At 73.0% G+C, this 14,379-nt stretch carries 14 protein-coding genes; all 14 read left to right on the top strand.

What is annotated here, in order from left to right:
* The first annotated feature begins 57 nt into the window (after window positions 1-57).
* The 14 genes from ACIGFK_RS11620 to ACIGFK_RS11555 all read left to right on the top strand — a co-directional run bounded on the left by ACIGFK_RS11620 (window position 58) and on the right by ACIGFK_RS11555 (window position 14,308).
* Window positions 58-309, top strand: coding sequence for a hypothetical protein (locus tag ACIGFK_RS11620; protein WP_400051360.1), 252 nt, complete (start codon window positions 58-60; stop codon window positions 307-309).
* Window positions 310-630: 321 nt separating this feature from the next.
* On the top strand, window positions 631-1,179 hold the full coding sequence (locus ACIGFK_RS11615; RefSeq protein WP_376656569.1) for a DUF2617 family protein: 549 nt from the start codon (window positions 631-633) through the stop codon (window positions 1,177-1,179).
* A gap of 117 nt (window positions 1,180-1,296) precedes the next feature.
* Window positions 1,297-2,940 (top strand): polyamine aminopropyltransferase, encoded by a 1,644-nt coding sequence (locus tag ACIGFK_RS11610; RefSeq protein WP_400051358.1) that lies wholly within the window; start codon window positions 1,297-1,299, stop codon window positions 2,938-2,940.
* Window positions 2,941-3,050: 110 nt separating this feature from the next.
* Window positions 3,051-4,130, top strand: a complete 1,080-nt coding sequence (locus ACIGFK_RS11605; RefSeq protein ID WP_376656571.1) for an SRPBCC domain-containing protein — start codon at window positions 3,051-3,053, stop codon at window positions 4,128-4,130.
* 27 nt (window positions 4,131-4,157) lie between these two features.
* Window positions 4,158-4,946, top strand: a complete 789-nt coding sequence (locus ACIGFK_RS11600) for an aldose 1-epimerase (RefSeq protein WP_376656572.1) — start codon at window positions 4,158-4,160, stop codon at window positions 4,944-4,946.
* Between the two features lie 21 nt (window positions 4,947-4,967).
* On the top strand, window positions 4,968-5,507 hold the full coding sequence (pyrE, locus tag ACIGFK_RS11595; RefSeq protein WP_376656573.1) for an orotate phosphoribosyltransferase: 540 nt from the start codon (window positions 4,968-4,970) through the stop codon (window positions 5,505-5,507).
* Between the two features lie 272 nt (window positions 5,508-5,779).
* Window positions 5,780-6,802, top strand: a complete 1,023-nt coding sequence (fbaA, locus tag ACIGFK_RS11590) for a class II fructose-bisphosphate aldolase (RefSeq protein WP_376656574.1) — start codon at window positions 5,780-5,782, stop codon at window positions 6,800-6,802.
* A gap of 186 nt (window positions 6,803-6,988) precedes the next feature.
* Window positions 6,989-7,705 carry a ScbR family autoregulator-binding transcription factor gene (locus tag ACIGFK_RS11585; RefSeq protein ID WP_376656575.1) on the top strand — a complete coding sequence of 239 codons (717 nt, stop codon included), beginning with the start codon at window positions 6,989-6,991 and terminating at the stop codon, window positions 7,703-7,705.
* Window positions 7,706-7,837: 132 nt separating this feature from the next.
* Window positions 7,838-8,638, top strand: coding sequence for a BTAD domain-containing putative transcriptional regulator (locus ACIGFK_RS11580; RefSeq protein ID WP_376656576.1), 801 nt, complete (start codon window positions 7,838-7,840; stop codon window positions 8,636-8,638).
* An 86-nt stretch (window positions 8,639-8,724) separates the two neighbouring features.
* Window positions 8,725-9,138, top strand: coding sequence for a DUF3151 domain-containing protein (locus ACIGFK_RS11575; RefSeq protein ID WP_376656577.1), 414 nt, complete (start codon window positions 8,725-8,727; stop codon window positions 9,136-9,138).
* 161 nt (window positions 9,139-9,299) lie between these two features.
* Entirely contained in the window at window positions 9,300-10,145 is an 846-nt protein-coding gene (locus ACIGFK_RS11570) for a tryptophan 2,3-dioxygenase family protein (RefSeq protein ID WP_376656578.1), read from the top strand.
* Complete coding sequence (gene kynU / locus ACIGFK_RS11565; RefSeq protein ID WP_376656579.1) at window positions 10,138-11,379, top strand: kynureninase; 1,242 nt, start codon at window positions 10,138-10,140, stop codon at window positions 11,377-11,379. Before ACIGFK_RS11570 ends, kynU begins: the two co-directional genes overlap by 8 nt.
* Before the next feature lie 171 nt (window positions 11,380-11,550).
* Complete coding sequence (locus tag ACIGFK_RS11560; protein ID WP_386464598.1) at window positions 11,551-12,429, top strand: alpha/beta hydrolase family protein; 879 nt, start codon at window positions 11,551-11,553, stop codon at window positions 12,427-12,429.
* A gap of 214 nt (window positions 12,430-12,643) precedes the next feature.
* Window positions 12,644-14,308 carry a hypothetical protein gene (locus ACIGFK_RS11555; RefSeq protein ID WP_376656581.1) on the top strand — a complete coding sequence of 555 codons (1,665 nt, stop codon included), beginning with the start codon at window positions 12,644-12,646 and terminating at the stop codon, window positions 14,306-14,308.
* Window positions 14,309-14,379: the final 71 nt, after the last annotated feature.

Here is a 14,379-nt window from a genome sequence, read left to right as displayed (position 1 = left end):
GCGGGACGCGGGGATCCCGCTCCCCGGGAGGACCGGGGCGTGAGAGAGGAGGCGGACATGACGTTCGTCTTCATTGCGATCGGCTTCGTGGTGCTCGTCGTCCTGGGGAACATCGCAATCCGTTCGTTCCGCAAGGGGTACTCGGGTTCCGGCTCGCGCAGCGGCGGCAGGAGCAGCGGCAGCTGGTGGGCGGGAGGCGACTCGGGCTCCTCCTCCGGCTGCGGCAACTCTTCCTCCTGCGGGTCGTCGTCCTCGTGCGGGTCGTCGTCCTCGTGCGGCGGCGGCGGAGGGTGCGGCGGTTCCAGCTGACACGGGGCAGCGGGGCACCGCAGGGAGGAGGGCGTCCGGGGGTCCGAGGACCGTCGGGCGCCCTCTCCGTCACCACCGCACCACGACGCGCTGAAGGGGGCAGGCTGAACACGTGAACTGTGGGGCCCCCGGGGGGATGTAAACCCCGTCAAGTTGGGTAAAAACGCTGTGAGTGCCGTGCCTTTCATGATTCCCTCGGTTGAGTAGACCAGTCCTCGGACCTACCTGGACTTCCTGTGGACCCGTGCCGGTGTCCCCCCACCCGTTGCCACCGCTGGCGGACCCCGGCCCATCTCCCTCGCGCGTTTGCGGAGCCGACTCATGCTCACGACCCTCCAGACCTCCTACACCGACACGCGTGCCGCCGATCTCGCCTGGGCCCTGGGACGGGACCGGCTGCCCGCCCTGGCCGTACTGAACCTCGAACTGGCGGACGCCAAAGTGGAGTTGCGCCTGCTCGGAGCCTCCCATCAGGTGCTCCTGGAGGAGGGCGAGGTGCTCTGCTCGGAGACGGTCGCCTGCATGCCCGGCAGCAGCACGCCGCTGCCGCTCGGCGTGGCGAAGCGGGTGGGCGACTGGGAGTACGAGTTCGCCGCGCGGGTCGAGACCCTCTCCCGCGGGTCCTTCGCCGGGCGGGCGCAGGAACTGCTCGCACTGGTGGCGGATCACCCGAACGGGCTCGCGGGCACCTTCCCGGGCAGCCCCCACGCCTTCACCGCCATGCTCGCGCAGCGCTGGGAGGGCCAGGTGCGGTGGCGCACCTGGCACGCGTACCCGCAGGAGGGCCAACTGGTCGCCACCCGTACGAGGGTCGGGGTGCGCATGGGTGCTCCGGCGCCCGTGTCCGCGGAATCCCCCGCACTGCTCTAGATCTGCCGTTCGGGGCGCGGGCCCGCGCCGTGGTTACGCCAACCGGGTGGATCGGTACGCCACTTGCACCCATGTGGGTGACCGGGTGCGAGTGGGTGGTGACGTACGGTTCGCTTCATGATCGACCGTTCCGTCCCGCGCCGGGTGCTCCCGGCTCCGGAGCCGGGGGGCGCGTCGGCGGTCCCGGCCGCCCTGCCCGTACGGCCCCGGACCGGCCGACTCCTCGTCCTGGCCACCGTGTTCGTCTGCGCCGCCTGCGGGCTCGTGTACGAACTGGAGCTGCTCGCCCTCGGCTCCTACCTCATCGGTGATTCCGTCACCCAGGCGTCGGTCGTGCTGTCCGTCATGGTCTTCGCCATGGGCGTCGGCTCCCTGCTCGCCAAACGGCTCCGCCGCCGCCCGGCCCTCGGCTTCGGCGCCATCGAGGCCGCGCTCGCGCTCCTCGGCGGGCTCTCGGCCATGGCGCTGTACGCGAGTTTCGCCTGGCTGGGTGAATCCAGGCCGGCGCTCGTCGCCTTCTCCTTCGCCATCGGGGTGCTCATCGGCGCGGAGATCCCGCTGCTGATGGTCCTCATCCAGCGCATCCGCAGACAGGACGCGGGCGGAGCCGTCGCCGACCTGTTCGCAGCCGACTACGTGGGCGCCCTCGTCGGCGGGCTGGCCTTCCCCTTCCTGCTGCTCCCGCTGCTCGGGCAGCTCACCGGCGCCATGCTCACCGGCACCGTCAACGCGGCCGTCGGCGGCGTCCTGGTGCTGTGGCTGTTCCGCCACGACCTGAGCCGGCGCTGCCGCTGGATGCTGATCGCCGCGAACCTGACCGTCCTCGCCGTGCTCGCCTCCGCGACCCTCCTCGCCGGCGACTTCGAGCGGGTCGCCCGGCGCGCCGTCTACGGCGCGGAGGTACGGGTCGCCGTGCAGACCGGGGTGCAGGAGCTCGTGCTCACCGGCCCCTCGAACGGCTCACCGCGCTCCCTCGACCTCTACCTCGACGGGCGGCTGCGGGTCAGCGGCTACGACGAGTACCGCTACCACGAGGCCCTCGTGCACCCCGCGATGACGGGCCCGCACCGCCGCGTCCTGGTCCTCGGCGGCGGCGACGGGCTCGCCGCCCGCGAGGTGCTGCGCTACCGGGACGTCGACTCCGTCACCGTCGTCGAGCTCGACCCGGGCGTGGTCCGCCTCGCCCGCACCGACCCCATGCTCTCCGCGCTCAACGCGGGGGTCTACGAGGACCCGCGCCTGGGCGTCGTCACCCAGGACGCCTTCCGCTGGCTGCGGGGACCGGCCGCCGAGGACCGCTTCGACGTCATCGTCTCCGACCTCCCCGACCCGGGCATCACCCCCAGCACGAAGCTGTACTCGCAGGAGTTCTACGGCCTGGCCGCGCGGGCCCTGACCCCCGGCGGCCGGATCGCCGTGCACGCCGGACCGATGGCCACCCGCCCCCGGGCCTACTGGACCGTCGAGTCCACGCTGCGCGCGGCCGGGCTGCGCACCGCGCCGTACAGCGCCGGCGGCCGCCTCTCGGGCTTCTCCGCCGGCCCCGACCGCAGCCCGCTCGGGGTGACCGGGACACCGCCGCAGGACTGGGGCTTCGTACTCGCCGCCCGCGATGCGGCGCCGGCCCTGCGCGTGGACCGCGACACGCCGGGGCTGCGTTCGCTGTCGACGGGGTCCCTGCAGGACTCCGCGCGCGACGCAGAACGGACCAGGGTGCCGGGACTCCCGCCGTCGACGCTGCCGCACCCGCGGTATTCGTGACCACGGGCCCGGCCCCGCCGGCCGGGAGCGGGCCCGGGTCCTGCCCGGCCGGCGAGGCCGGGCCCGTGGCCTTGTCGACCGGAAAGGAGCTACTCGCTAGGCTCGACCGCATGGAGCATCAGGTGTTCGTTCCGGTACCTGCAGACGATCTCCGCGCCGTGCTGCGCGACCCGGCCCGGGTGGCCCGGTGCGTACCGGGGCTCCAGCAGGACGCCGACACCGAGTCCGGGCCGCTCGCCGGCCGGCTCAAGGTCCGGGTCGACGGGCACACCGTGACCTACCGGGGGGCGCTGGCCCTCACCGAGCGGGACCGCGACCACTTCGTCCTCGAAGGCGAGGGCACCGAGGTCCGGGGCAGCGGGACCGTGAAGCTCTCCCTCGACGTGCGGCTGACGCCGGAGGGCGACGGGACCCGGCTGGACTTCGCCGCCGAGGCCGCCGCCGACGGCCGCGCCGCCGCCTTCACCCCGGAGTCCTCGGCCGCGGCCGTCCGCCGCATCCTGGACCGCACGGCCGCCCGCCTGTCCCCGGGCCCGGCGGGTACGGAGCCCGGGCGCCCCGCGGCCGGTTCCGGCGCCGGGGGCTCGGGGCTGCCGCTCGGCAGCATCACCGCGGACCTGGACGACGCCGGGGTCTCGGACCCCGTCGCCGAGGCGGAGGAGGCCGCCCTCCACGAGGAGGCCGAGCCCGCCGCCGAACCGTCGCCAGACCAGCCCCTCCCGGGCGCCGCCGAACCGTCGGCCGACCAGGGCCTGCCCGGCGGAGCCGACCAGAGCCTCCCCGGCAGAGCCGACGCGGTAGCCGACCAGGGCGTGCCCGGCGCAGCCGACCCGGCCGAGCCGGGCGCAGCCCACCCCGCCGAGCCCGGCGCAGCCGAACCGGCAGTCGACCCGGCCTCGGTGTTCGAGACCGAGGTGCCGCCGCCCTCCCTCGACCCCTTCCTCGCCGGGGAGTTCGAGGAGTTCGACGGCGCCCCCCGCCCCCCGGCCGAAGCCGCCCACGCCCGCCGCACGATGATCGGCCGCAGTGCCGAGGAGGTGGACCACGCGCCGCCGCGCGGCCGGTACGCCCCGGTTCCCGCACCGGCCGCCACCAGTGCCGGGGCGGGCCTGCGGTGGATCGCACCGGCCGCCGCCCTCGCCCTGGCCTCGGCCGTGGTCCTCGGGAGGGCGCTGCGCCGCCGCCGCTGAGAGGGCGCACCGCCTAATCTCGGTCGCATGACTACGCAACTGAAGGCCGGCGGCGCCGAAGTGACCGTCGACCAGGAGAACGGCTGCCGCGTCAGCAGCCTGCGCATCGACGGGACCGAGCTGCTGCGCCAGGGCTCGCACTACGGGTGCTTCCCGATGGTCCCGTGGTGCGGCCGGATCGAGAACGGCCGCTTCCGCGACGGTGCCGCGCTCCACCAGATGCCGGTCAACCACCCGCCGCACGCCCTCCACGGCTTCGCCCGTGACGCGCCCTGGCGCGCGGCCCGGGCCACCGACACCGAGGCGGTGTTCACGTACGACCTCACCGACCCGTGGCCCTACTCGGGCAAGGTCACCCAGATCGTCGAGCTCGCCGAGGACTCGCTGACCCTCACCCTGGGCGTCGAGACCTACGAGAACTCCTTCCCGGCCCAGGCGGGCTGGCACCCGTGGTTCCGCCGCGAGCTCACGCCCGGCGGCGGGGACGTGGAGGTCTGGTTCGAGGCGGCCTGGCAGGAGGAGCGCGGCGCCGACCACCTCCCCAACGGCCACCGCATCGAGCCCCGGCCCGGTCCCTGGGACGACTGCTTCGGCATGCCGGACGGGGTCGACGTCACCCTCACCTGGCCGGGGGCGCTGGAACTGCGGGTCACCAGCCGGGCCGAATGGGTGGTCGTCTACGACGAGCAGCCCGAGGCCGTCTGCGTGGAGCCGCAGTCCGGCCCGCCGAACGGCCTGAACACGCTGCCGCGCATGGTCACGCCGGTGGATCCGCTGGAGATCTCCACGACGTGGACCTGGCGGCGGCTCTCCTAGCCCGCAATTAAGCTCGGAGCCATGACTGACGTACGCGATGCGCTTCTGCAGCAGATCAAGGACAAGGCCGTCGTGCACGGCAAGGTGATCCTCTCTTCCGGCCGCGAGGCCGACTACTACATCGACCTCCGCCGGGTCACCCTCGACGGAGAGGCGGCCCCCATGGTCGGTCAGGTCATGCTCGACCTGACCGCAGACCTCGACTTCGACTGCGTCGGCGGTCTGACCCTGGGCGCCGACCCGGTCGCGACCTCGATGCTGCACGCGTCCGCCGCGCGCGGTCAGCGCCTGGACGCCTTCGTGGTCCGCAAGGCGCAGAAGGCCCACGGCATGCAGCGCCGCATCGAGGGCACCGACGTCAAGGGCAAGCGCTGCCTGGTCGTCGAGGACACCTCGACCACCGGCGGCTCCCCGCTGACCGCCGTCGAGGCCGTCCGCGAGGCCGGCGGTGAGGTCGTCGCCGTCGCCACGATCGTCGACCGGGGCGCGGCCGACGCCATCGCCGAAGCGGGCCTGCAGTACCTCACCGGCTACCAGCTCGAGGACCTCGGCCTCTCCTGACCGGTGATCGTCAGCGTGCCGGGACCGGACGTCCGGTGCTCCAGGACTACTGGTGACCAAGGTCCCGTGGAGTGCTGATCAAGGTCCTGACCTGGTCTTTCGCGGCCGGCTGGAATGTTTCACGTGAAACGTCCCGGCCGGCCGTTCCCGTACCGGAACGCGGGTGGGCTGGACGGTCGCGCCGAGTCTGGAAAGATAGGCGCGACGATGACGTCGCCCCCAGGTCAGGGCCCGCAATAAGCACACTCCCCGCACAACCAAGGAGCGGACAGATGCCCATCGCAACCCCCGAGGTCTACAACGAGATGCTCGACCGGGCGAAGGCAGGCAAGTTCGCCTACCCGGCCATCAACGTGACCTCCTCCCAGACCCTGCACGCCGCCCTGCGCGGCTTCGCGGAGGCCGAGAGCGACGGCATCATCCAGATCTCCACCGGTGGTGCGGAGTTCCTGGGTGGCCAGCACAACAAGGACATGGTCACCGGCGCCGTGGCCCTGGCCGAGTTCGCCCACATCGTCGCCGCCAAGTACGACATCACGGTCGCGCTGCACACGGACCACTGCCCCAAGGACAAGCTGGACGGCTACGTCCGCCCGCTGCTCGACATCTCCGCCGAGCGCGTTGCCAAGGGACAGAACCCGCTCTTCCAGTCGCACATGTGGGACGGCTCCGCCGAGACCTTGGCCGACAACCTGGCCATCGGCCAGGAGCTGCTCGCCAAGGCCGCCGCTGCGAAGATCATCCTCGAGGTCGAGATCACCCCGACCGGCGGCGAGGAGGACGGCGTCAGCCACGAGATCAACGACGAGCTGTACACCACCGTCGAGGACGCGATCCGCACCGCCGAGGCCCTCGGCCTGGGCGAGAAGGGCCGCTACCTGCTGGCCGCCTCCTTCGGCAACGTGCACGGCGTCTACAAGCCGGGCAACGTCGTCCTGCGCCCCGAGCTCCTGAAGGACCTCCAGGCCGGTGTCGCGGAGAAGTTCGGCAAGGCCTCGCCGTTCGACTTCGTCTTCCACGGCGGTTCGGGCTCCACGGCCGAGGAGATCGCCACCGCGCTGGAGAACGGCGTCGTGAAGATGAACCTGGACACCGACACCCAGTACGCCTTCACCCGCCCGGTCGTGGACCACATGTTCACCAACTACGCCGGCGTCCTGAAGGTCGACGGCGAGGTCGGCACGAAGTCCAAGTACGACCCCCGCACCTGGGGCAAGGCCGCCGAGGCGGGCATGGCCGCGCGCGTCGCCGAGGCCTGCGCGAACCTGCGCTCCACCGGTACCCGGCTGAAGTAGCACCCGCGGCGCGGTCCCCGCGCACGAGCGCTCCGAAGGGCCCGGCCCCCGTCTCGCGACGGCGGCCGGGCCCTTCGCGTTCTGAGGGGTGGGACGGGTGCGGTACAGGGGTGAGACGCCTGTGGACGGCAGCCCCGCAATGGGGTGGACTGTCCGCAAAGGTACGTACCTGGAGGTATGTTCGTGATGAGGGCTGACCGACCGCAGGTGAAGCAGGAGCCCGCGCTGCGTACGCGCCGGGCGATCCTGGAAGCCGCAGCAGCGGTGTTCGAGGACCGGGGCTACGAAGGCGCCACGCTGTCGGACATAGCCCGGCTGGCCGAGGTCACCAAGGGTGCGCTCCGCTTCCACTTCGACTCGAAGGAAGCGCTCGCGCAGGCGGTCGTCGAGGCGCAGGTGAGCACACACCCGCCGGTCGTCCCGCAGGAGTCCAAGGCGCAGGAGTTCGTCGACGTCGGCATGGTCTTCTCGCACCGGCTCCGGCACGACGTGCTGACGCGGAGCAGTACGCGCCTCACGCTGGAGGAGAGCGGCCGCAGACTGCACCGGACGGCGCCCTACCAGGCGTGGATCGACCTGCACACGGCCCTGATGGTGGAGGCCAAGCAGCGCGGCGAGCTGTTCCCGCACGTGGATCCGGCGCAGCCCGCGCGGATGGTGGTCGGGGCCTTCGCGGGGCTCAACGTGATGTCGCAGACGCTCGGGCTGGACCTGGAGCGCGAGGTCTCGGTGCTCTACACGGGTGTGATGCAGAGTCTGGTGTTCCCGGCCGTGGCGGCCCGGCTCGACACCGCGCCGGGCCGCGGGGCCAGGGTCCTGCACGGTCCGGACGGGGTGCTGTCGTGCGACTGCGCGGCCGGGTCCGCCGCGCGGCCGCCCGTGGCGGCACTCGGCGCGGGCTGAGGCCGGTCCGCAGGCCCGGTTCCGGAGGAACTCCCGCTCCGGGGGCCGGTGATGACCGGAAAAAAAACCTCGATACTCTTTTTCGAGTCGAGTCCGTGCCGGCGCGGACTCCGCGCCGCCAGGGAGAAGACTGTGGACATTGACGTGCTCGGAGGGCTGGACGTTCTCGAGGGCGGGGTGCCCATCGCGCCTGCCACACCGTCAGAACGGCAGGTCCTGGCGGTCCTGGCCGCGTACGCGGACCACGTGGTGCCGGCCGCCGTACTCGCGGAGGAACTGGGGGCGTTAGTGCCGCGCGAGCGGGCCCGTCCGGAGCTGCGGGCCGCCGTGCTCCGGCTGCGCGAACGGCTGGCCGCAGCCGTCGCCCCGTGCGGTGACCGCACCCGCACGCCGGGGAGCGTGCTCGTGCAGACGGCCGGCGGCTACCGCCTCGACACCGGCGGAGGGCGCCTCGACATACGGGAGTTCGCCCGCGAGGCCGACGCGGGACACCTCGCGCTGGCCCGCGGGGAGTACGCGGCGGCGGCCCTCCGGCTGCGGGGTGCGCTGCGCCTGTGGAGGGGCCCGGCCTTCGACGGGGTGACCCCCGGACCCCTGCTCACCGGGCGGATCGCGGAGCTGGAGTCGGCCCGCCGGACCGCAATGGAGGGCTGGGTGGAGGCCCATTTGGAGCTCGACGGCCTGCGCCGGTCCTTCGACGGGACGGGAGAGCGGGGCCCGGCCTTCGACGAGGTGCGCGGGAGCGGGCCGGTGCTCGTGCCGGGACTCCGGTCGCCGTCCCGGCAGTTCGCGCCGGCCGCCGCGGGAGACCTGGGGTGGAACCGGCTGCGCCCCGCCCGCGGGTCCACCCGTACCGCGGCGCCGGCGGCCGCCCCCGACCACCGTGGCATCCGGCTCGCCGCCTGCCGGATGCGGCACACGCACATGCGCTGACCCCGCCCGAAGCCGGCGTGCGGCCCGCGCCGTCCGCCCGGGAGGGGCGGATGCCGCCGGGGCGCGGAGCCCGGCAGACTTGGGTCATGTCCATTCACCAGAACCTGCTCGGGGGCCCCGCCCCCACCCACCTCCCCGACGAGCCCGGCCGCGAGGCCATCGCGGCCGGCACCCCCGCCGTCGAGGTGGCCGCCGCGCACCCGACCTCCTCCCTCGCCTGGGCGGTCCTCGCCGACGAGGCCTTCGCGGCCGGCAGCACCGTCGAGTCGTACGCGTACGCCCGTACGGGCTACCACCGCGGTCTCGACGCCCTGCGCCGCGCCGGCTGGAAGGGCCACGGTCCGGTGCCGTGGGAGCACGAGCCGAACCGCGGCTTCCTGCGCGCCCTGTACGCGCTGTCCCGCGCGGCCGAGGCGATCGGCGAGAAGGAGGAGTACGAGCGCTGCTCGACCTTCCTGCGGGACTCCTCCCCGACGGCGGCGGACGTCCTGACCGCCTGAGCCCGTACGCAGGGTGTGGCGCAGTCCGGATGTGACCTGCATCACTCTCCGCTGGAGCCCCGCCCCGCCCGTGTCTTACGATGCGGGCAGGGGACCGGGGCTCCACTTGCCTCACGGAAGGAGCGGACCGCTACCCGGAAGCACGTGTCGAGGAGACAGCGATGTCGAACACCCTTGATGCCTCCGGAGCCGGTTCGGACACCCCGAACCTCGACTTCGCCGGCACGACCCCGTACGAGGACTACGTCCAGGCGGACGTCCTCACCCACCTCCAGCACCTCCGTTCGGACGATCCGGGCGAGATGGTCTTCCTGGTCACGACCCAGGTCATGGAGCTGTGGTTCACGGTCATCGTCCACGAATGGGAGACGGCCGCCCGCGCGCTGCGCGAGGACCGGATCCCGGTCGCGATGGACGCGCTGAAACGATCCCTCCGCGAGCTGGAGGCCCTCAACAACTCCTGGCGTCCGCTCGCCCAGCTCACCCCGGGCCAGTTCAACGCCTACCGGGCCGCGCTCGGCGAGGGTTCCGGTTTCCAGTCGGCGATGTACCGGCGCATGGAGTTCCTGCTCGGCGAGAAGTCCTCGTCCATGCTCGTCCCGCACCGCGGCGCGCCGCGCGTCCACGCCGAGCTGGAGAAGGCCCTCCACGAGCCGAGCCTCTACGACGAGGTCCTGCGCCTCCTGGCCCGCCGCGGGCTCCCCGTCCCGGCGGAGGTCCTGAACCGCGACCTCTCCCTGCGGTACGAGGCCTCGCCCGAGGTCGAGGCCGTCTGGACCGGCCTGTACGCCGCCCCGGACGAGCACCTCGACCTGCACCGCCTCGGCGAGGTCCTCACGGACGTGGCCGAACTGGTCTGGCGCTGGCGCAACGACCACCTGGTGGCGACCCGTCGCGCGATGGGTGCGAAGACGGGCACGGGCGGCTCGGCCGGGGTCACCTGGCTGGAGAAGCGCGCGACGAAGAACGTCTTCCCGGAGCTCTGGACGGCCCGCAGCCATGTCTGACGAGACCCTGATACCCGCCGCCCCGGCCCCGGCCCCGGCCCCCGCCGCGGCCGGCCTGCCGGCCCGGGCCGCCGCCCTGGACGCCGCCGACGAGCTCGGCAAGCTCCGCGAGCGCTTCGTCCTGCCCGACGGAGTCGTCTACCTCGACGGCAACAGCCTCGGCGCGCTCCCGGCCGGAGTCACCGACCGCCTCGCCGGCGTCGCCTCCCGCGAGTGGGGCGAACTCCTCATCCGCTCCTGGGACGAGAGCGGCTGGTGGACCGCCCCCGAGCGGATCGGCGACAAGATCGCCCCGCTCATCGGCGCGGCCCCCGGCCAGGTCGTCGTCGGCGACTCGACCAGCGTCAACCTCTTCAAGGCCCTCGTCGGCGCCGCCCGCCTCGCCCTCCCGGGGCGGACGAAGCTGCTGGTCGACGCCACCACCTTCCCCACGGACGGCTACATCGCCGCATCGGCGGCCCGGATGACCGGCCTCACCGTCGTCCCGGTGGAACCGGGCCGCGCGGCCGAGGCGATCGACGGCGACACCGCCGTCGTCCTCCTCAACCACGTCGACTACCGCTCGGGCCGCCTCCACGACCTGCCCGCCCTCACCGCCGCCACCCGCGCGGCCGGGGCGATCTCGGTCTGGGACCTGTGCCACTCGGCCGGCGCGCTCCCCGTGGGCCTGGACGCCCACGCCGTCGACCTGGCCGTCGGCTGCACGTACAAGTACCTCAACGGCGGCCCCGGCGCGCCCGCGTACCTGTACATCGCCGCCCGGCACCAGGCCGGCTTCGACTCCCCGCTGCCCGGCTGGAACGGCCACGCGGACCCCTTCGCGATGACCCCGGACTACCGGCCGGCGGACGGCGCGCGCCGCGGCCGCGTCGGCACCCCGGACATCCTGTCGATGCTCGCCCTGGAGGCGGCGCTCGACGCCTGGGACGGGGTCTCCGTGGAGGCCGTACGGGCCAAGTCCCTCGCGCTGACGGACTTCTTCCTCGAATGCGTGGCGGCCTACGTCCCGCAGGGCAAGGTCGAACCGGTCACCCCGGCCGGCCACGCCGAGCGCGGCAGCCAGGTGTCGCTGCGCACGGAGAACGCCCGCGAGGTCATGGGCGAGCTCATCTCCCGGGGCGTGATCGGCGATTTCCGGGCCCCCGACGTCCTGCGCTTCGGCTTCACCCCGCTCTACGTCGGTTTCGCCGACGCGGAGCGCGCCGCGCGTACGCTGGGTCACATTTTCGGGTGACGCGGTAGCGAAACGTCACGGCGCAGGGCGGGCGGGGCTACGGCTCCGCCCGCCCCGTCATATCCCGGCCCCCGCACGGAACGCCGTGTTCCAGACTGATACGGTCCCGCTCTGCCGGACCACCGGAACATCTGTCCCCGCTGTCCCACGCGTTACCGAGAGGTTGAGCCGATGACGGACCCCGCCGCCGTGGAACGGGACGCCGCCGAGGCCGACTCGGCCTTCTCCCATCCGGCCGTCGCGCCGGACGCGACGGCTTCGTACGGTGAACACCCCGACCAGGTCGTGGAGTTCTACGCCCCGCGCGGTGCGGACCGGGGGCCCGCCCCGCTGGTGGTGCTGCTGCACGGCGGGGCGTGGCGGGCCCCGTACGACCGTCAGCACGTCACCCCGCTCGCGGACTTCCTGGCCCGGCAGGGTTTCGCCGTCGCCAACGTCGAGTACCGGCGCGGGAGTTCCGTGCCCCATCAGAACGCCGGGGGGCCGGTGGCCGGCCGTTGGCCGGAGACCTTCGACGACGTGGCCGCCGCGATGGACGCCCTCCCGGGTCTCGCGGCCACGGCCCTTCCGCAGGCCGATGTCCGCCGCGTGGTCGTCACCGGCCACTCCGCGGGCGGCCACCTCGCGCTGTGGGCCGCCGCCCGGCACGTGCTCCCGTCCGACTCCCCGTGGCGGCTGTCCGCCCCGCCGGTGCTGCGCGGCGTGGTGGCGCTGGCCCCGATCGCGGACTTCGCGGTGGCGGAGGCGCTGGGCGTGTGCGGCGGCGCCTCGGGGCAGCTGCTGGGCGGGGAGTCGCACTTCGCGGCCCGCCTGCCGTACGCGGACCCGGCGGTGCTGCTGCCGACCGGCATCGCCACGACGGTGGTGCAGGGGCGCGAGGACATCGTCGTCCCGGCGGCGGTGGCCGAGTCGTACGTGGCGGCGGCCGCGAAGGCGGGGGAGACGGTCGGGCTGACCCTCCTGGACGGCATCGGGCACTTCCCGCTCATCGACCCGGCGGCGGACGCGTGCGCGGTGGTGGCGGAGGAGATCTCGCAGCTGGCCTGGTAGCGACGGCCGCGGCCGGAGCTGCGTTCGCGGGCGCGGTCACGGCCCGGGCGGGGCTGCCGTCGCAGGCGGGGCCGGCGTCCGGCGGGACAGTTCCGTCCAGGGGGAAACCCATGACACCGGCTGCCCGGAGGCTGTGTACGCTGAGCACGCTCACGCTCTGATCGCGTTCAAAAACGAACCAATGGGGGGGCCGGTGCGTAGTCGCCGTCTCGTAATGTCCGCTGCCGCAATCGTCGCGGCCGGTGTTGGTCTCATCCCGTCCGCGGCCCAGGCCGCGGACCCGGTCAAGCACGACGGCCGAGGCATATCCGCTCCCGACGTCGACCTGGCCAAGGCCGTGAAGTCGAGCAACGTCCAGAAGTTCAGCAGCCCCGCCGAGAAGTCGGTCCGCCGCAGCCTGCCGGCCGCCAAGGCCAAGGGCGCGACCAGCCTGCAGGCCGAGGGCGCCAGTGTGCCCAACCCGAACCTGGCGCTCGTCCTCAACGCGCAGAGCATCTCCGCGCACGGCATCGGCCTGGGCACCGAGATCATCAGCGAGACCACCCCGCTCAAGGTCACCATCGACTGGGGCGACGGGAAGATCGAGGCCTTCGACGCCCCGGGCGCGGGCCAGCACTACAACGAGCACGTCTACGCGGAGCTCGGCGAGTACAACGTCACGATCACCGTGACGGACATCAACAACGCGGCCGACGTCTACAACGTCCTGCCGGTCTCGACCGCGGGCTCGGACTTCACCCCGTACGCCCCCACCCGCCTCCTGGACACCCGGGACGGCACCGGCGTCCCGAAGGGCAAGGTCGCCGGGCGCGGCACCACCCGCGTCAAGATCGCCGGCAACGGGGGCATCCCGGAGGGGGTCACCGCGGTCGCCCTCAACGTCACCGTCACCAACACCCTCGGCAACGGCTACATCACGGCCTTCCCGGAGGGCGGCAAGCAGCCGACCTCGTCGAACGTGAACTTCGTCGCCGGCCAGTCCGTCCCGAACATGGTGATCGTGCCGGTCGGCAAGAACGGCTACGTCGACCTGTTCAACGGCGGCTGGGAGTCCGTCGACGTCATCGCCGACGTCACCGGCTACTTCACGAAGTCCGCGTCCAGCGGCTACACGCCGATGACGCCGTCCCGCTTCGTCGACACCCGAGAGGGCCTCGGTACGGCCAAGGGCCAGCTCGCCGGCCGCGGGTCCTTCACCACCCAGATCGGCGGCCTGCGCTCGGTGCCCCAGGGCATCAAGGCGGTGGCGCTGAACGTGACGGTGACCAACCCCCAGCAGTCCGGCCACCTGGCCGTCTACCCGGGCGGCGGGCCGGTCCCGGCCTCGTCCAACCTGAACTTCACCGCCGGCCAGACGATCGCCAACTCGGTGATCGTGCCCGTCTCCGCCGACGGCAAGATCAGCGTCTTCAACGGCGCCTGGGCCGCCACCGACGTCGTCGTCGACGTCGTCGGCTACTACAGCCCCGGCAGCACCGGCGCCTTCATGCCGATCGACCCGCAGCGCATGTTCGACACCCGCGAGCCGAACACCCCGTTCTCCGGGGCGCTGCCGGGCCGCCACTACATCCCGGCGGGCCTCTCGTACGAGGAGCCGAGCATCTCGGGCTTCGTGCTGAACACCACCGTCACGAACACCAACGGCAACGGGTACCTCGTCGTCGCCCCGGACCCGAACACGGTCGAGCAGTACGAGAACGGCACCGCGGTCCCCCCGCAGGCGCCGAACTCGTCGAACCTGAACTGGACGAGGGGCGCGACCGTCCCGAACCTGGTCCAGGCGAGCACCGGTACGACCGGCATCATCGACTTCTTCAACCAGGGCTGGGAGCAGACCGACCTCGTCGTCGACGTCTTCGGCTTCTACGACACGAAGTAGCACCCGGCAGGACCTTCACGACCCGCAGGGGCGGCACGCACACGCGTGCCGCCCCTGCGGCGTCGCCCGCC

Source organism: Streptomyces sp. NPDC085524 (assembly GCF_044541755.1).
Lineage (GTDB): Bacteria > Actinomycetota > Actinomycetes > Streptomycetales > Streptomycetaceae > Streptomyces.
This window is presented reverse-complemented; position numbering and strand designations above follow the sequence as displayed.